This window comes from Paenibacillus luteus, assembly GCF_006542765.1.
GTDB classification, from domain to species: domain Bacteria; phylum Bacillota; class Bacilli; order Paenibacillales; family Paenibacillaceae; genus Pristimantibacillus; species Pristimantibacillus luteus.
In genome coordinates, this window is the sequence record NZ_SKCD01000022.1 from 428,196 (window position 1) to 447,870 (window position 19,675).

The 19,675-nt window shown below is 42.8% G+C and carries 11 protein-coding genes and 3 pseudogenes; 4 read left to right on the forward strand and 10 right to left on the reverse strand.

The genetic code is table 11. The features are described 5' to 3' along the window. Positions 1-124 precede the first annotated feature (124 nt). The 4 genes and pseudogenes from E0496_RS18310 to E0496_RS36560 form a co-directional block, all read right to left on the reverse strand. Positions 125-337: a hypothetical protein gene (locus E0496_RS18310; protein ID WP_141503191.1), complete on the reverse strand. Its 213-nt coding sequence runs from the start codon at positions 335-337 to the stop codon at positions 125-127. Positions 338-465: 128 nt separating this feature from the next. Then, positions 466-813 (reverse strand): spore germination protein, encoded by a 348-nt coding sequence (locus E0496_RS37205; RefSeq protein WP_141503192.1) that lies wholly within the window; start codon positions 811-813, stop codon positions 466-468. Further along, positions 797-952 (reverse strand): annotated as a pseudogene (locus tag E0496_RS37210) (spore germination protein); the annotation flags it as partial. The pseudogene E0496_RS37210 and the gene E0496_RS37205, both read right to left, overlap by 17 nt. Positions 953-974: 22 nt before the next feature. Next, positions 975-1,748, reverse strand: a pseudogene (locus tag E0496_RS36560) (spore germination protein). Positions 1,749-2,162: 414 nt separating this feature from the next. Here E0496_RS36560 and E0496_RS18335 point away from each other — a divergent pair. The 4 genes and pseudogenes from E0496_RS18335 to E0496_RS18350 all read left to right on the forward strand — a co-directional run bounded on the left by E0496_RS18335 (position 2,163) and on the right by E0496_RS18350 (position 8,198). Continuing rightward, positions 2,163-3,506, forward strand: coding sequence for an ADP-ribosylglycohydrolase family protein (locus tag E0496_RS18335; RefSeq protein ID WP_241674860.1), 1,344 nt, complete (start codon positions 2,163-2,165; stop codon positions 3,504-3,506). A gap of 700 nt (positions 3,507-4,206) precedes the next feature. After that, positions 4,207-4,422, forward strand: coding sequence for a hypothetical protein (locus E0496_RS18340; protein ID WP_141503196.1), 216 nt, complete (start codon positions 4,207-4,209; stop codon positions 4,420-4,422). Positions 4,423-4,440: 18 nt separating this feature from the next. Next, positions 4,441-4,653 (forward strand): annotated as a pseudogene (locus tag E0496_RS37215) (transposase); the annotation flags it as partial. A 1,541-nt stretch (positions 4,654-6,194) separates the two neighbouring features. After that, complete coding sequence (locus tag E0496_RS18350) at positions 6,195-8,198, forward strand: helix-turn-helix domain-containing protein (RefSeq protein WP_206669805.1); 2,004 nt, start codon at positions 6,195-6,197, stop codon at positions 8,196-8,198. A 109-nt stretch (positions 8,199-8,307) separates the two neighbouring features. On the opposite strand, the gene E0496_RS18355 is transcribed toward E0496_RS18350, so the two are convergent. The 6 genes from E0496_RS18355 to E0496_RS18380 form a co-directional block, all read right to left on the reverse strand. Continuing rightward, positions 8,308-9,618, reverse strand: a complete 1,311-nt coding sequence (locus tag E0496_RS18355) for a carbon-nitrogen hydrolase family protein (RefSeq protein WP_141503199.1) — start codon at positions 9,616-9,618, stop codon at positions 8,308-8,310. A gap of 102 nt (positions 9,619-9,720) precedes the next feature. Next, complete coding sequence (hepB, locus tag E0496_RS18360; RefSeq protein WP_141503200.1) at positions 9,721-14,433, reverse strand: heparin/heparin-sulfate lyase HepB; 4,713 nt, start codon at positions 14,431-14,433, stop codon at positions 9,721-9,723. Between the two features lie 264 nt (positions 14,434-14,697). Next, complete coding sequence (locus E0496_RS18365; protein WP_141503201.1) at positions 14,698-16,275, reverse strand: extracellular solute-binding protein; 1,578 nt, start codon at positions 16,273-16,275, stop codon at positions 14,698-14,700. A 69-nt stretch (positions 16,276-16,344) separates the two neighbouring features. After that, positions 16,345-17,232: a carbohydrate ABC transporter permease gene (locus E0496_RS18370; RefSeq protein WP_141503202.1), complete on the reverse strand. Its 888-nt coding sequence runs from the start codon at positions 17,230-17,232 to the stop codon at positions 16,345-16,347. Between the two features lie 46 nt (positions 17,233-17,278). Then, positions 17,279-18,250 carry an ABC transporter permease gene (locus E0496_RS18375; protein WP_141503203.1) on the reverse strand — a complete coding sequence of 324 codons (972 nt, stop codon included), beginning with the start codon at positions 18,248-18,250 and terminating at the stop codon, positions 17,279-17,281. Positions 18,251-18,666: 416 nt separating this feature from the next. Beyond that, positions 18,667-19,668, reverse strand: coding sequence for a hydroxyacid dehydrogenase (locus tag E0496_RS18380; protein ID WP_141503204.1), 1,002 nt, complete (start codon positions 19,666-19,668; stop codon positions 18,667-18,669). Between the last annotated feature and the right edge of the window lie 7 nt (positions 19,669-19,675).

The window sequence follows — 19,675 nt, forward strand, 5'->3', positions numbered from 1 at the left end:
TAGAATGATTTTTAATCTATAAACAATTCGCTTCATTTACAACCCCATATAACATGAGGCATGAGTTCTGTAACATACAGAACTCATGCCTCACAAGTTACTTCAATCACTTTATATTTAAGTACTATTCAGGAATTTTAATTTCAACAACATTTATTTGCTGAGCTACAATGCCTGTTCCAGAAATTTTACTTTCATAAATAATTCCTGTTACCGTTACATCTGGATCGTTCACAAACTGATAGCGACTATAGTTACTAGGAGATTGCATGCCATTTACGATTACATATTCAATGCCATTATTATAATTTGCAGCCGCATTAACATCTTCTCTCAATGTAATTTTACCAGAACCCGAAATGGTTTTATTATTTATTATTGTAGTTCCTGGTATTGTTAATCTAGCGCTCGCTGCAAGCTCAATGAGACCATCATTATTAACTGCATAGCCAACGTTCGATAACGTTAAATCTCCCTCTTGTACAGCGATCTTTCCATAGTTGTAAGTTTTTCCGTAGGCTTATATGGTGCAAAAGGAACAAGGTAAGGCATTCCTACTGATTTAATAGATGAAAGGTGAATCCCTAATAAGAATAGCCCGATCATAATGCCATACAATCCTAGAAAGGAAGCCAATATAATCATAACAAAACGGAGTAAACGAATAGTCGCTGATAAAGAAATGGACGGGATTGTAAATGAGGCTATTGCGGTTCCTGCTACTACAATGACTGATGGGTGATGATATAATCCCTGCTTTAACTGCTGATTCTCCAATAACCAAGGCGCCAACAATACTAATTGCGGAACCAATAGATTTTCGCATTCGAATACTGCTTAAAAGTTAGGGAGGTACCATTTCAGGATGATAGGTAAGGATACCTAAATAAGATGCAGGCAATAACAACATAAAAAAACCTGAAAATCGAATCCAACGAATGAACGTTGCTATTGGATAAGCTAAATATAAATCTTCAGTGTTTTAAAAGTGTGCAGGGAAGGACAAGTGAAAATGGAGTGCCATCTACAATAATCGCTACTCTCCCTTCAAGAATTGCACCTGCCACATCATCTGGTCGCTCAGTGCTATAGACGGTTGGGAAGAAGGAATAGGGACTATCTTTAATTAAGTTTTCAATATACTGAGATTCTAATATGGCATCGATGTCAATGTGCCCAAGCCTCTCTTGTATTTCTAAAACTGTATCGTTATGTGCTCGATCTTGTAAATACATCATTGCAATTTTTGTGTTGGAAATAGTCCCAATCCAATGATTCTCAACTCTAACCTTCTTATTTCTTACACGACGACGGACAAGAGAGATATTTACATCAATTGATTCCACAAAGCCATCTCGTGGTCCACGAATAACACTTGCTGAAGCAGGCTCATCAATATTTCGAGTTTCGAAACCTTGTGTGTTTGCAGCAAATATGATATCGATTACGTCGATTATTACAATAGACCATCCATTCATGAGTAATGGAATTAATTTTTCATCCGATGGTATATGTAAGATTTCGGTCGTTGTTATTTAATAATTACTAATAAACTGTACTGTTTCCTCATCCTGGTCAAGAATATATATCTATCTGCTTCCGTTCAATAGCGGCGAAATGATATTCTCATTTAAGTTTTGTTTATTAATTAGTCCATCTATCCATAAGATCAATGTGGGTATTTTTTCTGTTCCAATTTGACACTCTCTAACTGAAAGATCTGAACTATTTCCGAGTTCTTGCTCCACGTATTCGAATGTTTGTTTCTATTGGCCACTGAAGTTTCTCATGGTGTACTCCTTTGATATTTCATTGTCACTAAACAATAATATGGCTTAAATTGGTTAAAATATCCGCTAATTATCACCGTATTTTTAACTTGTTCACGCATTGTTGCATTATTGTTAATTCAAGGGATAAAGACGAAATCAGCTTCTTTTCAAAGAGGCGCGGCCTTGCCTATAGTGAATTATACGCGAGACGTCAGCGTAAGCTTGGTTAGGAGTTTTATTATTTCAAAATGAAAAGTGGTTCGTTTACGGACAAATTCTGAAGTGTTAAAATTTTTTCTGCTTCTTGGGTTAGTACAATGATGTTCTTTGTTATCGGGTATGGGGAATAACATCAGCTTTTGATTTCATTAATCGGCAGTTAAACACTAGATGAGACAAAGATCATATAAAGGGGAGAAAAGTGGAATGAAATATCCGGTAGAACCGAAGCTTTCCAAGCTTGCAAGAGAAATCATCGAGTACGGGCAATTAGCCCACGAAATCGGCAGTCAAGAGGTGGCAAGTGTATGGTCAGGTATCGAGGAGAAAATGCAAGAAGCGATTATTAAATTAAATGAGATGTCCATCGATCAGGATCTGGCAGATCGGGAGCCAAATGAACTTTCGGCCATTCAATCGCTTCGTAAGGAGGGTCCAAGAAGACTGTGGGATTCGCTTGATATGACAGTCTATAAGGATAAGTTGGAAGGCGCCATACTGGCCCGTTTCGCAGGCTGTACGTTAGGCGCGCCAGTCGAGTTCTGGGAGGTGCATGAGATGGAGCAGTGGGCCGCTTACATCGGCGATTCCTTCCCTCCGCTGGCATACTGGTCAAGTATCAAAAATCCGAACGATATCCGTTATGGGAAGAGCAAGTTCTATGAGTATACTTTAGCTGGTATGAAAGGCGTTCCGGTGGATGACGACATTACCTATACGATTCTTGGGTTGCTGATCGCGGAGGAGCATGGGTTGGATTTCAGGACAGAAGATGTAGGGAAGAGCTGGCTAAAATATTTGCCGATCGCATGCACTGCGGAGGAAGTTGCGCTTAATAATTTAAAGGCCAGCATTCCGGCTCTAGAAGCGGCCGAGAAGAACAACCCCTATTATCAGTGGATTGGCGCGGATATTCGCTCTGACGCGTGGGCTTACCTGGCACCGGCTTTTCCGGCCAAAGCGGCGGAGTACGCTTACCGCGATGCATATTTAAGCCATCGCAGAAACGGGATCTATGGTGAAATGTTCTTCAGCGCGGCGCAATCCGCGGCATTCGCAGTCGATCACCCGGAACAAGCCCTGCGGATTGGCTTGAGCGAAATCCCAAAGGCATGCACACTCTATAAAGACGTGGAATGGGCGCTGTCTGTCAGCAAGGAAGTACGGGACTATAAGGCAGCAAGAGCTGCCGTGGACGAACGCTTCAAGGGGATGTCTGGCGCGCATACGAACAACAATGCTTGTTTGACCATATTCGGTCTAATGATCGGAGGGACAGACGTTTCGAAGGTTATCTCGGAGACTGTCGCCATGGGGCTCGACAATGACTGCACGGCAGCGACAGCGGGCAGTATCGTCGGTGCAATCGTAGGCAAGTCGGGTGTTCCCACCCATTGGTATGAACCGTTCGAGGATACAGTCATTACCTATATGAACAATGCGGAGAGGTTTCGCATCAGCGACTTGGTTGAGCGATTTGCCTTGCTTGCAAAGCAATCGTATAGTGAAGTTTAGCGGAAAGATTATAAAATGTTGAAAGACACGAGACCGGAGAATGGAACTGCCCCTGATATTAGCTATACGCTAAAGTCCTTAAAGAAATCGGGTTCTTACATGCTGCAAGCATCCATCCTGATAACGGACTTCCCTATTTTGCATAACTTTGTAAATCAGTTGTATGATAGGGACAAATGAATAATGATTCTAAAAATGGAAGTGATCGATTTTGAAACTTGCTATTATAGAAGACAATGAAGTTATTCGGGAAGAGCTTAAGGCCTTTTTGTAAAAATAGGTTATTGCATCAAGTCAGTGATTGGGGACGTAAAAGCTTATAAATTGGAACCTTCGAAGGAAACGAAATAACGGAAGATATTCTAAAATATCTTGAGAAATGGAAAGAATGCCGCAAACAGATTTAGTAATATAGTAACAAATAGTTAAATAAACTGGACAACTTGTATCCGCGCCTGGGCTGATCGAACATAGCTTTGAGAAATTCGGAGAAATGATTTATGCCCAGCAATACATTTTGATTTTGTACAGTTCATCTTTGACTGGATATGCTTTAACAAATAAAGCTTTGCTTCTTTACTAGCTAGGGCTGACTTCCATCTCGGCCGCACAGCTTAGAAGCAAGCACAAACAAGTCGATCCCGCGCTTCTACGACAAGTGTTCGTATTTGACCGCTACTGCCGGGACGGGATATTTTTCGTGACCCGCTTAAATAGCAATACGCACATCGAGCCTCTGGAGGAGATGGATGTGCCTGCAGGCAGTTTGGTATCGGCCGATTGCCTCGTCCGAATCGGCTCCCAGCAGAAAAAGATAAAGCATGCCCTGCGAATGGTTCAGACCGAAGACTCGCAAGGGAACCTGCTCTTTCAGGTGACCAACCGCTTCGACTTGACGTGTGATGAAATTAGCTAGATGTAGCGGGGTCGCTGGGCCATCGAGACCTTTTTTAAGTGGATGAAGCGGCACTTGCAGATTAAGCATCTTTATGGGACGAGCGAACAGGCTATTACCAACCAAGTTTGGATCGCACTCATCGTATTCTGTTTGCTCGTGCTGGTGAAGCTGGAAATGAAGGTGAAACACAGCTTGCTACAACTCACGCGCTGGCTGACAATGCTATTATGGCAACCGTGTGGTAGGTAGATCAGGCAACTCAAGAAGAAACCGAGTCGAACATCGCGTGGACGACAGCGAAATTACTCCAAAGCTTGAACCATCAGGCCGAATGCAAAGATGAACAAATACGTACATAAATGTATAATTAAACCAAATGGACGAGCTACCTTTGAGATCTGCTCGACCTTTTTCAATTTACGCCTAATAATAATTTTCTGAATATTCACTTTTCAGAGATCCGGAGATTTTATGCAACGCTAGTGATTAGAAGGAATAGCGAATTCTTGTTAACAATCTCCACAATTGCTCTCACGCAGGGTAATATATTGATTAGAGATTTCACTCTGAAATTGTCCACTGCCCCCCCCCCCACCTGTGAAAAATAGTACATATTTTATCTGAGGGTCGTATCCTTACCGTCACAACTGTTCGTAGATGGTTGAAGCCGTCGTTCAATTACTCTGATTATTGCTGAGATAGCCCTTCCTTCGTTTCTTTCATGCGATATGAATTCCCGTTTATATTGACGATGTAGGGGCTTTCGCTTTATCTATCGTTACATGACTCGGCTATATCTTGTACAATTGCTGAATGCTATACTGGATTCCTTCCAGTTTGGCTTCATCGCTTAAATATTCAGTAGCTCTACAAAATGTTTTTTTGTCTGGTGTAATGGGAATCAAATATGTGTTTGATGTGGGATTGAGCCTGCGCAAGTGCCGTGCTACCCGCTAATGCGCCAGGCTTTTTCTTTAGCGTTTAAAGGTAATGAACTAGATCCAATCGCCATTCATGGCATTCAACCAGTCGATTATGTTCGGCGATCTTCGTCTCCTCATAAATACACTGAATAAGACCAGAATAGATCTTAACCAAGACGAAAAGCCTTGTTATTCAATGGTTCATTGTTCGCGGGCGTCGGATTTAATCTTGTGCTTTTCTTCGTTTTCTTGGCCAGCGGTTGGTATTTCAATAAAAGAAGAACTCACTGAAATCTAAGATATGGGGCAGCCTAATTAATCAGCTTCCCCTTCTATCTGCAACACACTGCCCCGCCAGACTTCAGCCCCAAGCGTCTAACACCATTCCCTTCTCGTGACTCTGATATGCAGTGTCTGTGATATGGGCACCTTCGAAAAAATCGGTTTTTAATGTTTTTTTGTGGCGTTATTTCACTAGATCTTAACAATGTGTTAAGCAGTTAAAAATATGATGATATTAAATTTCTTCTATTAATGCTTTAATATAGATAACAATCGCATTCACTCCATGGCTTAGTCTCCACGTTTTAAATAATGTAGCTTTATTAGAAGAATCCCTAGGGTAGGTGAGGAAATTTGTCAGAAGTTAAGTCCCCTAAGGGAAGGTTGTCCCGATTCAAGCTCAAAGATAAGACATCCTCATTATTCATTAGATTACTAGTCAGCTTTTTAATCGTTATTGCTCTATTGGTATCGTTCATTTTATTTTCCGTTGTCTTCTATAGGGAAAGTATTAAAGATGAAATTATTAAATACAATACGCTCAGCATGCAAAAAACAACCGAAAATTATGAAAACCTTATTGCAATGATTCATAGCTCAGTTCTAACTTTCTCTCTCGATTTGCGTGGGACGCAAGAGAAATCCATTGATTACGTAAATGCGGCTTCCACTATGCAGAAGCTCAACTTCTTTTTATCCAATCGATTCTTATACCTGGAAAATATGATCATGATGTATAAGGACTCCGGGTTTGTTCTCGAAAAAGGCCGCGGAGCTGATGTCGATGTCATGTTTGAGCGCTATTACAACAGTCAAGATTACAACGCATCATTTTGGAACGATCAATTTGCACAGCCTTACAAATTCCAAGTACTCCCTGCGTCTTCGTTTGCTGAGATCGTTTCTAATCAACGGACGGGAGAGCGAATATTGCTTCCAATCATCGTCAAGAATGACCAGCTTCCTAACTTCTATTTAATCGCTATGGCCGATGCAGACATGATTTACTCTGAAATGGGACAAACGATTAATGACAAATTTTATATTTTGAATGACCGTAATCAGCAATTATATACTTCTTCAAAGTCTGAGCAAATCTCTTTACCTAAGTTCACCGAACAGTCAGGCTATGTCATTCAAGATAGCATCTACTACTTCTATATGAAAGGTGCAAGTGGCTTAACTTATATTCATGTAGTTCCGGATACAACGATTTTCAGTCAGATTCGCTGGAATTTCTCATTCTTGTTATTGCTTATCCTTACCATTGCCATTAGCGTAATTGCCTCCTTCCTGCTAAGCGTGCGCATCAATACACCCGTTAAACAGATTATTGATGCTATGCAGAAGTGGAACACCTCTCAGCCATGGATAAGTGGAATCAAGGAATTTAATATCATTCATAACAAAATAAGCGATGTCTTGAAAACAAGCCAAGATATTCATCAGGATATGTCGGAGAAGGAGTCGCTGCTCCAATATTACGCTTATTCCAACATACTAAAGAAGATTCGTCATCAGCATGGAGATAGCTCCCCATGGATTCCATCGGATCGTCCATTCGTTCTGTTATTGTTCAAAGTAAGTTACAAGTCTATGCTGCATCAAATAGAGGTAGATGAGGAGCGAGCAACTTCTTTCATCAGAGAATATGTTAATCGAATTATTATGGAAACCTACTCTGACGCCCTAACTTTCCAGATGGAGAAAGATCAAATCCTATCGATTGTATTTACAGAGATGACCGATCCGAATATCAGGCTTACACTCGAACAAATCAATCATGTACTAGAAGCCGAGAAGAAATATTGCTTCCTGACGATTACAGCTTCAGGCGGTATAGAGGATTGGAATGAGGCTTATCGAATCGGCCTAGAGAAGCTAACAAGGCGGAAATTCGATGATGAGACCCAAATTATTGTAGATATAGAGCGGCAAGTCGAGGATATTCAATTGTCACAAGCTCAAGAAGACGAACTCGATGCGAATCTTTACAGCGGAAATGACGCAGATGTGCTTCAACTGGTAAGACGCGTGCTGGGGAGAATGAGAAAGCGCAATGAGAGTGCACAGAGTGTCGTTCAATTCGCTGAATCTATCATGCATCGAACACAGAAGATTCTTCAGCAGCGTAACATCGAGCCTACTTCCGTGCGCCATGCTTTCAATGCATTGCAGGTTTGTTATACCTATGAGCAGCTTGACACCATATTGTCCTCGATGATTCAGAGCTCCGCTCTTCTTGTTAAGGAGCTCAAGGATAAGCGAGACCATATTATTCAATTTGTTTATGAATATCTTGAAAATAACTATGACAAGGAAATTACTTTGGATGCTGTGGCAGAAAAGCTTAATATCTCTCGCAGTTACTTATCTACGTATTTCAAAGAAAAGACAGGCGATTACTTTGTAGATTATGTTAATTCAGTTCGAATCAATAAAGCAAAGGAACTATTGCTTAGGCCTGACATTCGTATCCAGGATGCTGCGCAATCCGCAGGCTACCAGAACATTAATTCCTTCAATCGTATGTTTAAAAAGCTTACAGGTTCCACACCAAGCGAATTCCGTAAAAGCAAGCTTCATTAAGCGTTCAAAAAAGCTGTGCAAAAGCCCGTACACGTCCATGCTCTCGTGTACGGGCTATTGTTATACGCTATTAACATTTGTTTCTACTTACCCTCAATAACTGACGATTCTAGTAAGTATCCGGTCTCCTTTCCCGAGCAAACAAGTTGCGTTTTTCACCGAAAGTTGGCCCTACCGACATCCAATACTCCAGGAACTTAGTATTTAAATCGATTTCTATGCCTAGCACGTTTGGACCTTCTGGACCAATTTCACCTAAAATTTCTCCGTTAGGGTTAATAATTCGACTGGGCTTACTCCTTGGGTCACCGATCCATTTACCTGATCCTCCATCTACGATATCACCATTAATTCCAGCAACAATAACATACATGCCATTATCAACCGCACGAGCAATCTGTTGGATCTTCGATTCACCTGCTGTAGAAATACAGAGAATTTCCGCACCTTTCATCCTCAGACACCGAGCAGACTCTACAAAGCTCTGATCCCAACAAATCAATAGACCAACTGTGCCGAAATCCGTTTCAAAAACGGGATAATCACTTCCCGGTGTTACTCCGTCTTGAGCCTCAAACAACGGAAGATGAACCTTGCGATAAATACCAGCAACTTCTCCGCTCCTATTAATTAATAGGCTTGTATTATAAAAGCAAAGCTCATCCTTTTCATAAAAATTAAACACAACATAGGAACGAATCTCTTTCGCTTTTTGGCAGATGGATTTCACTAATTCACCATTCAGAGCTTGTGCGACCTCCTGGACGCTATAACCAGAGGATCGATCATACAAGGTCTCAGCTAGACAAACCAGATCTGGTTGTTCGTGTCCTGAAAGCTCAAGCGTATCCAGGATCTCCTGTAAATTAGCGGAAAGATCCGATCTATGCTCGCCATATGGATTCACATAGGTGGTCACCAGCTTAACCTTCCGTGACCTAGCTGACTCAACCGGACAAAGTGATACTTGCTTGAAAGCAACCGAACCGCCTTTGGACCAACGAAATTCAAGCTCAATCTTCACCGCTCCTGAGCCTGCTGGGGAATCCAATCTCTTCTTCAGTCTTGCAGGACCGTCCTCTGTAGCCTCATAAGTATCCACATACTCTCTTCCCAACCATTTGCCTGCTTTATCCATCCAAGTCACAATCATATTCACGGATACAGCTTCATAATCAATCTGCTTTGTTTCATATTCAGCCATGATTTCATAAGAAGTACTCTCAAGTACTTCACTAATCTCACAATACCAAGCACCGTAAGTATGAAAGGAATCTATAGAAGATATGATAAGCATTGTCTCGTTATGGTCTGTTTTTCTATCAAATATCGGCGCTATTTCCGGTCTGGGTGTCCACGATTTCCATTTATCAGAAGAAAATGGCGGCAATAGGTTGTTATCTTGCTTATTTGTTTTCATTTGCAGCTCCCTCTATATGAAGTACGACAGATTCTTGTGGAACGATGCGGTAGCCACTGTTTTATCAGTACCTACCGCATCTGTAGCATAATTAAAAGATTACTATTCTATATCAAGCGATAAACCAAGGCTAATATTAAGCATACGCATGATCACTAGCAGGGACTCTAATCGGGTAGCATTAGCTTGAGGCTTGAATGAGCCATCACTATTACCATTGACGATACCCATATCGAATAATGCATCAATTGCACGCTCCGCCCAGCTACCCGAAACATCATTGAACTTAGATGGCTTTGGAATTGAAGTCGTATTTAATACTTTGGAGAGCATGGATACCATTTCCGCTCTAGTGATGCTTTGATTCGGCTGGAATGTCCCATCCAAATAACCGCTAATAATACCGCTTGATTTTAATGTCATGATTTCATTTTCTGCCCAATGCCCCTTGGCATCTTTATAGTTTGAGCTACCTGTGCCTTCTAAACCAAGTGCCCTTACTAACATAACAGCAAATTCTGCTCTAGTTACAGAAGCATCAGCACGGAACAAACCATCTGCATTTCCCTTTACGATCCCAAGCTTAGTTGCCAGCTCGATTGTTTTTTCAAATGAAGCACCTTTAGGTACATCCTTGAATGTAACGGACTGTACAGATTTCGCCTTTTCCGCTAAAGCCTTAACAACGTCAAGGCTTACCTTTTCGTTGTAGAAGGGTAAAGCCGTTGGTGTCGGTGTTACTGATGGCGTTGCTGTCGGCGTTACTAATGGCGTTGCCGTTGGTGTCGCCGTTGCTATTGGCGCTGCTGTCGGCGTTGCCGTGGACGTTGCTGTCGGTGTTGGTGTTGCTGCCGGTTTGTACAAGACTGCTTCCCATATCGTATTCCATTCCCGGTTCCCTACGAGCCGAACATATCTTGCTTCGATTGGTGTAAAGAAATGATCCTCCATACCACTCGCTCCGCTGTTGCTGCCTTGGAATACAGTCGTCCATAGCTTTTGGTCATCCGAAACCATCACATCAAATAGCTGCGTTTCTCCTGAATACCAGGAACTGCTCAGTCCGGCTACCGTGGAGGATACGCCTAGATCAAATTCTATCCATGACCCCTTACCTTGGGAAGTCCACATCGTTCCCAAATTGCCGTCAATGGCTTCTTCTCCCTTGCCTCTGGAGGACCGAACAGCTTCAATCTTGTAATACGGAGTAGCAATGCGCATCTCTTTGAGCGATATTTCACTACTATCTCCCATATCTGAATGATATCCGTTTCCAATTAGCTTAACGAATCTGGCGGATACAGGGGCAAAATATGTCGCTTCATAGCTAGCATCACTCCCGAAACTTTCTCCTGTATATATGGATGTCCAATTACTTCCATCTGTTGATGTTAATAACTGGTATTGATAATTACGATCCTGTCCGTTGTGCCAGGCGAGATCGATATGATCGAACTTCCGAGTTTCACCGAGATCATAGACCAAGTAGGCGCCCGGTACACTAGTCGTCCATACTGTATTCATATCGCCATCAGCTGCTTGTAAGGCAACATTTGCAGTCGTACTGGACTCAATCTCGACAACTTTATATTCGGTCAGCGGTTGAATTGAAGATAATTTAACTTTTCGGGAAAACTCATCCCAATTAATCGTTGCCCATTTAGCTATAGAGGCGACCTCAAGAGGAATGTAAACCTCTCCATTTCTTAGGGTTACCGGTGTTTGTAGGGTTGCGGGTTGACCATTAATCGTTATCGCATGGCTAGAGATGGACATCGCAACCGTCGTTCCTCTGCGGCTCATTGTCAAGGTCGATCCTTGCAGATCAGTTGTAAGAGCAAGCTCATCAGCTAGTCGTTCATAAGGGATGATTACCTGACCGTCACTTAAACCCAGCTCTGAATTATAAGCGAAGTCAGCGCCATTCACTTGCATAACTAAAGCATCCTTCTCAGCTTGTAACGGTAGGGTTGCAAGCGCTGCTGGGACGGGCAAAGACCTTGTTGGTGAATGCTGTAAGGTATACGTGCCTCCGGTATTAGCAGCAAAATATAACGTCCCCTCATCTGGCGTTACTTCATATTCAACTGATGATGGATCCCCAGCTTTCGTTACTGTCCAATAGCCCGTGCTTAAGTCCGTCACTAATACACGGACATCTTGGTTTGATGCTGGCAGTTCAAAGCTTGCTGTGCTCGTTATATCAACACCGGTTTTGGAAAAAAGCACAGCCCGATCTTCGATCTTCACACCGACCATCTCGTTAGATATAATTGATTCCGTAGCTAGTGGAACAGGTCCGCCAACCGCATCCATGACCTGCATCACATTTAAGAATACATCGGTTTCGGCTTTGTTTTTAGGAGAAACCTCCACACGCCAAGCTCCCGCTTCCGTGCTGTCCTCAGACCAAGGTTCTTGAGGATAGTTAACGCCATCGACGAAAAACTCGTTTCCTGCTCCGCCAATCTTAGTAATTTCCGCATTTTCGCTAGACGGCAGTAAAGTACGATTGACCAATTTGCCATTGTAGCCATTCTCTGTTCGCTCAAGGGTAACGGTGTCGCCTGAAATATCCGGTTCGTTCTCGCTATGCAGCAACCACGTTTTCTTGAAGTTGGCATCCGCAGAAGTCACCTTATCAAATACAATTAGTGCAGCGGGATGTTCATCATTTTTCAGGTTAAGAAACACAAATGAACGTTTGAAATCCTCCATTTTGGACGAATACGCATCCGTAAGGTCTCCCTTTATATAGCTGTAATCCGGTGTAACTGCATCCGGACCGAACTGATGTTTGACGACGTCAGCAACTTTATAATTATCCAAGTCATTTATCGTAGCAGGTTCATTACCATCACCTACAAAACGTTGTCCGCCATCATTCGAATCAGCCGGGAAGGTTTCGTTAGGATCATAGACTAACATCGTATTATGGGCAATCGTGCGTTTATTGTAATTAAGATCGTGGGCGCCATAATATCCTCCATTAATTCCTTCATAGATTCCCGAATCGATAGCCAGGCCACCCTTGTAATACAGCTGGAATTGTCCCGCATCTAAATGCTGATGGTTAGCGAACCAAGTGGTTCCTACCTTCATTGTCGCAACGACAGTTGAGGATTGTATACCGCCTGCCCAGCCCGTGCGAGCAGTCATCTGGCCAGAAGGCTCAGAAAAATATTTAGTCAGCGGAAGTGTTTGTTCATTCATAGTCACCAGTTGCGGGTTATCAAATAGAATAAGCCAAAGATCCTCCTTGGATGATTTGTTGTAACGATCTTGCCTCAGAAATTCATTCTTCAAATAAGAATCGCTATAATAGCTGGCAGGCAGCATATTAGGCATTGGCTCAGACCAATATTCACCAAATGGCCTTCCTGATTGAAACGTGTCCCCATTACGCATGAGCTGCCCATCGGGACGACGTGCATAGATCCATTCGTAAGGAGTCATCTGCTGATTCGAATTAAATACATTTCCCGCACCCATCCGCTTGAATATCCACGAGGCAAACACATCCCATTGATAACGATAAGGTCCGTAGGAATCACCTTGATGCTGAGCATTAGAAGGGTAAACATAGTTACGAGGCTCCACATACTCAGCGAAGAACCGCCCAGCTACTATGTTATATATAGCTGGATTCTCGTCATAAACCGCAATACCGACACTTAACTGATCACGCATCAATTGCGCTTCGCTACCATGTCCGACAACAGCTCCTTGTTCAATCGGAGGAAAACCAATCTCCATTCCTTCAGCTATAGCCACAAAGCGCTGAATGAAATGCGATCGCTGTTCCGGGGTCATCAGCGGGTAACACCAGTCATAAACAATGGAACCTAATGTGAGGGTTTCACCAATCGGACGATAATTGTATAAAGGGAAGACCGCGGTATCCAAATAATTGCTCATCATGCTGACGGCCTGCTCGCCACTTGTTTCGTCTTCTTGCAGTAAATACAACAAAGCCTTGGCTTGAATGGTCTTCATAATCGCTTCGTTCATATTATTCTTTCCTGAAATTGGAGCTGGAAGCATTCCTGTATAGCTTTGTTCCGCAGCATCCAGCATCCGATCCCAAGCTTCCTTTACTTCAGCTTCCGCTAGGTTGCTGCGGATCTCATCTAGATCACTTGCCCTCACGAAAAGGCGTGGATGCTCGGCTGGCGGCAGCACAGGGGGAGCCGGGTATGGATTATCAATCGGTAATGGACCGCTAAGTTTTTTTAGCAAAAAATCATCCAAATAATATTGGCCAGTTGCATTATTTGTCCATGTCCAGACGACTATCCTCTCTGTACCGGGCGGTGCAGTGAAAGTTTTAGAACGCTGCTTATAGTCTGAAGATGCAGTTGTGAATTTTGGAAATGAGGTTGTCTGGAGTTCCTGATTATTGCTATCACGGCAAGTAACAAAAATGAGACCTTCTTGACCCCCTTCTACCTTTCCATAGACTTCAAAATAATAGCTTTCATTCTCTTCAACACCCGTGGTAATAATTTGGGCAAATCCTGTATCTCCGGCACTTACCTTAACGCTGTATATACCACTATTGGCACTGTTACTGACAACGGAGGTGGCATCATCCCAAAATTCCCAGCCTGTATCTCCCGATTCAAATCCAGGATTCACTACTAAATTTACCGGTGTCGATGAGTTATCATCATGTTTGACACTACTGGTTTCGGTCGCTATTGAAGCCTCAACCGCTCGAGCTTCCTGCATGCCCATTAAACCGTTGAATACAGAGAAGACCATAAGAAAGGATAAGAGCAGTTGCAAGTTTGACCGCCACTTCAATTTGATCATTTCAGTAACCCCTTTTCAAAAAGTAATATAAGCTGTTCAGCATAACTCCTTGCTTGCAACAAAGGTGTATATTTGCCTAGAACAAAAACCATTAATAAAGGTAATAATACATACATGAAAGCGCATACAAATAATCGTGGATGCATGTTGTATTTTTCATAGGCTACCCGAATATTACATAAGCTTTCACAAAACGATTACAAAGGCCCATACATGCTATCTTGACGTGTACGGGCCTTTTTTTCCACACAATGAATGAACTGCTTATTTCCATTCTCCCTTAATACCTGATGAATCTAAAATCTTATTTACATCGTCAATCATATCTTTACCGCCCTTTTTCAGATATTCGTCGACCATTTTGCTCCAGTTTGAAACTGGCTCCTGGCCTACGATCATCTTTGTTTGCCATTCTTGGGCAATCAGATTCAATTCCGATTCTTTTGCCGAGAGAACCTCTGAATGAATGCGGTCTACAGGATTAATATAAAACTTAGTGTTCTTCAACAATTCTACAGTTGCATTCACGAAGCTCTGGGTATATGGATTCGTCACTAATTTGCCAGGCTCGTTTGCTTCATCGGTAGGTGCCCAGCCAGATACACCGCTAAAGTAACTGCTAGGCCGTTTATCGAATAATGCTGCGTCATAAGCCATTACGCCATCTACCATCTCATAACCTACGCCTTCACCGCCGTTTGACCAGTCGAAGTCCGGATTTTGCGGATTACGATTATCAACAGGTATGAATGTACGGAAGTAATCTTGCATTTGCAGAATCCGATCAATTTTATCCGGATCGCTCTTGATCTTGGCGTTCAACATCGTCAGCGTATAATAGCCGGGAAGCGATGTGAACCCCTGCTCGCCATCCGCTTGTTTAAATGCTGGAATAACGGCAATCTCCGCTGAAGGCATCTGTTCCTTCATGCCCTCGAACAGAACTTGATCAACGCCCATAGGCTGTTCATACCAAATACCATATTTACCCGAATAGAAGTCTGCACGGATATCCGTATTCTTAGAAACTGCCCAATCCTTGTGAATTGCTCCTTCTTTATACAAGTCCGCAAGCAGTTGAGTTTGCTCCTTGAACCCTTCAGAAATGATACCTGGAATTAATTGCCCTTGCTCGTTCTTGTTATACCAGCCTGAATCCCACTGAGCACCCATATGAGCGCCATATACGATTTGCTTGGATAAGGCGATTCCATAAGTATCGTTTTTCCCATTCTTGTCCGGGTCATCTTTTGTAAATGCAATCGCCACTTTCTTCAACTCATCATAGGTTGTCGGCATCTTAAGATTGAGATTATCCAGCCAGTCTTGGCGAATCACAGGTTTCTTGCTATATTTCGCAGGGAAGTATTGCGGAATCGCATAAATTTTGCCGTCAACGGTAACAGCATCCCATACATTTTTCGGAACAAGCTTTAGCGACGGATATTTGTCAATATAGTCATTCAGCGGAAGGAACGCGCCTTGCTTCACCCATTTGAAGAAATTGGCATCCGCGCTCTCCATTCCGATGATATCCGTCAAGTCCCCAGCAGCCATAACAACTGGCAATTTGGATCCATATTCATCGTAGGGGACAAATTGAGGCTTGTAATCCACATTAAATTTCTCATTGAGCTTCTTCAGACCCTCACCCGCTGCACTCAGAGGAATCTGCCATGTCCCTTCGATAGAGGAAATGGTGATCCGCTTTGATGCTTCACTATTTGGTGCGGGTGAATCCGTCGTTGTAGTGCTTGATTCTGGCGCATTGTTTCCCGTTGAGCATGCGGCCAAGCTTGCAGCCAAACATACAACAAGACCCATTTTGAGTGTCTTTTTCATTTGTATTAACCCTCCTAGTATAGTTGTTACCCATTCGACGCCCTGCTGGTTCTGTCCATTTTGAAACGATCAGCCTTTAACGGAACCGAGCATCACCCCTTTCGCAAAATGCTTTTGCAGAAAGGGATATACGATCAAGATAGGCAGGGTGGCTAATAGAATAGCCGCCATTCCAATCGTTTCCCCAGGAGGCAGAATGCCTGATTTCGCTGCATCTCGTGCAGCTGAAGCAAGGGAATTGGTGGTGTCGTTAAGGATTACAATTTGCCTCAAGATAACCTGTACAGTCCATTTGGAAGGCTCATTCAAATACAGTATGGCATTAAAATAGGTGTTCCAATGCCCTACTGCGTAGAACAATCCGAAAGCAGCAAGCGCTGGCTTGGATAAAGGCAATACGATTCGTGTAAAAATCTGCAGATCATTCGCACCATCAATTAAAGCGGCCTCGTTTAATTCATTCGGAATGCTGAGTATGAACTGCCGAATGACAATAAGGTTAAACGAATTAATCGCACCAGGAATAATTAAGGCCCAATAGCTATTAATTAGTCCTGTAGCTTTGACGATCAAATAGGTTGGAATCATTCCTGCATTGAATATAAAAGTAAAGAGCACTAAGAACAAAAACACCTTCTGGCCCCATATATTACGAGTTATAGCATAGGCCATCGTTGCAGTCAAAATGATATTGGCAAGGCTTCCGACTACAGTCACATAAATGGTTACACCAATTGAATGAATAAACTCTTTGGAATTTAGAATGTAGGCGTACGCATCGGTAACCCATCTATCCGGCCATAGAATGAGTTCGCTCAGCTTATACTCCTCATAGGAAGTGAAAGAGATTGTAAGGATATAGTAGAATGGAAAAAGCATCATTAATGCTAGCAAGCCAAGCAAAATGATATTTATTATGTCAATCAATCGCTCTGACATAGATTTCTGATTAATCATAGATCGACACCTACCTTTTGATCTTCGGTACATACATTCAAATCGATTAGAAGACGCCTTCTTCTCCATATTTTTTAGCTAACCGATTCGCAGCGAGGATTAGAATTAATCCGATTAGACTCTTGAACAACCCTACTGCGGTTCCAAAGCTAAAGTCCGCATTTTGAATCCCTTTGAAATAGACATACGTATCGAGCACATTCCCAACATCCATCGTAAAGGGATTTAGCATCAGGAAGATCTGCTCGAAGCCTGAATCGAGCACAGTACCTAGTCGAAGGATAAACAAAATGACGATGGTGCTGCGTAATGCTGGTAATGTAATATGCCAGATCTGCCGCCATCTGTTCGCTCCATCTACAACCGCTGCTTCATATAAGCTCGGATTAATGCCAGACAGGGCAGCCAAGAATATAATCGTTCCCCATCCCGCCTCTTTCCAAATAACTTCTAATATAACCAAGGGCATGAACCATCCCGGCTGCTGGAGAAATGAGATCGGTTCTATGCCTAGCATTGGGCTAAGTATTCGGTTAATGATGCCCTCATTCTTGAGGAATATGGTCACAATACCGATGACAACAACCCAAGATAAGAAATGTGGTAAATACACGATGGACTGCACAATACGCTTATACCGCTCATTCTTAACCTCATTTAGCATGATTGCCAGAATGATGGGAACGGGAAAAGCAAAACCAATTTGCAAGAAGGATAACCAAAGCGTATTCCACAATACGCGAACAACTTCTGGATCACTGAATATGGTCTTGAAATGGTGAAGCCCTACCCACTCACTGTTCAGGAAACCACGAAACGGGCTAAAGTCCTGAAAGGCAATGATATTGCCAAGCATTGGAATGTATCGGTAAACGATAAAATAAAGCAGACCCGGCATTAGTAGAAGAAATAAATAACGCTCTCTCCACAATCTGTCCTTCAGCTTCTTTGTTCTACTAGGCACTGGGAACTTAGGAAGTGCGGTTACTGGTGGAGGATTTACACTGGATTGATTCATATTAGCTCCATACTCCTTTTTTCCAGTCTAAGTTGAACTTTCATGTGAACCGGATGATAATAAATGACTATTTCTGATAATACAACCTGTTCAATTTCAACATTAAATCTCTGATGTAACCGATGTATAGGCCCTTTGACTGTGTTCATATGTGAAATCTCACCCCTTTCCCTCACAATATTTGATTTATTACTTCATGAATATCGCTGTTATTCTTAGTCCTTCACCCTTTTAATGAAAACCATAAAAATAATGAAAGTGTGATAAATTTGATGTGTTAGAATAGCAAATGTTTAGTCGCCATGAATGAAATCAGGCAGGTTGCAGCAGAAAAAAACAGACGATTTTTTATCATCATCTGTTTTTCACTTCTTACTTTTATGTTTATATTAAACCTTATCCTTCACCTTATGACCTCACCAAGGAGTCAGCCTGCGGTATTGATCAAGCGTGACTTGACCGACTAAGGCTTCGCCCTGCACAAAACGGTGCAGCTCATCGACAATGAAATCGCAAAGCTCACGCTTCAGTAGTCCGTGGAATCCGCCAATGTGCGGTAAACAGAGGACATTTGGCATCGCCAGCAGCTCATGATCCCCAGCCAGCGGCTCATGATCGTACACATCAAGGGCTGCATAAATACGTCCCGTACGCAGCTCTTCCATCAGTGCCTGCTCTTTGACGATAGGACCACGCGCCGTATTGACGAAGAGTGCTCCGTCGCGCAGCCTCATCAGCTGCTCCGCGCCAATCATCCCTTGCGTGCGAGGTGTCCACGTATTATGCATCGAAACGATGTCGCTGCGCTCGAACAGCTCGTTCAGCTCGCAAAGCTCGACGCCCTGAGCGGCCGCTTCCTCTGGTGAACAATAGCTGGAGTTTAGGAGGATTGTTGCATGAAAGGGCTTCAGCATTCGAATTACATGTTTGGATATTTCGCCGTAGCCAACCAAACCAACGACTCTTCGCGTTACACCAAGCGTTGTATCACGGCTGTTGTTGCTCCACTGCCCCCGCTTGAGCATGTCACTATACCCCATATGATTCCACGCTCCAGCTAATATAAGGGAGACTGCACACTCCGCAGTCGAAAGCCCAAGCACGGTATTGGCCGATGTCACGGCAATCGAAGTATTAAATACATCTTCTGTGACAATTGATGCAACACTGCCTGCTCCATGGCCGATAAACCTCAGCTTCTGAGCACGCTTAAGCACCTCTGGAGTAAAGAGAGGCGAACCCCATGTCGTGATACAAGCATCGTAATCGCCGATTCGCTCAACCAAGTCATCACTCGTGAATTCCTCACCTAATTTAATAAAATCAACCTCGGAGAAGATGGAAAGCTTGTTTACAATAGCCTCCTGCCAAAATAATTCACGTAATGAAGCATCAGAAATTGCAATTAATGTTTTCATAGCGTAT

Coding starts and splice junctions, on each gene's coding strand:
- E0496_RS18370 (WP_141503202.1), bottom strand. CDS start 17,232: ATGATTAATCAGAAATCTATGTCAGAGCGATTGATTGACATAATAAAT.
- E0496_RS18355 (WP_141503199.1), bottom strand. CDS start 9,618: ATGAAAACAAATAAGCAAGATAACAACCTATTGCCGCCATTTTCTTCT.
- hepB (WP_141503200.1), bottom strand. CDS start 14,433: ATGATCAAATTGAAGTGGCGGTCAAACTTGCAACTGCTCTTATCCTTT.
- E0496_RS18335 (WP_241674860.1), top strand. CDS start 2,163: ATGAGACAAAGATCATATAAAGGGGAGAAAAGTGGAATGAAATATCCG.
- E0496_RS18380 (WP_141503204.1), bottom strand. CDS start 19,668: ATGAAAACATTAATTGCAATTTCTGATGCTTCATTACGTGAATTATTT.
- E0496_RS18365 (WP_141503201.1), bottom strand. CDS start 16,275: ATGAAAAAGACACTCAAAATGGGTCTTGTTGTATGTTTGGCTGCAAGC.
- E0496_RS18350 (WP_206669805.1), top strand. CDS start 6,195: ATGATTCATAGCTCAGTTCTAACTTTCTCTCTCGATTTGCGTGGGACG.
- E0496_RS18375 (WP_141503203.1), bottom strand. CDS start 18,250: ATGAATCAATCCAGTGTAAATCCTCCACCAGTAACCGCACTTCCTAAG.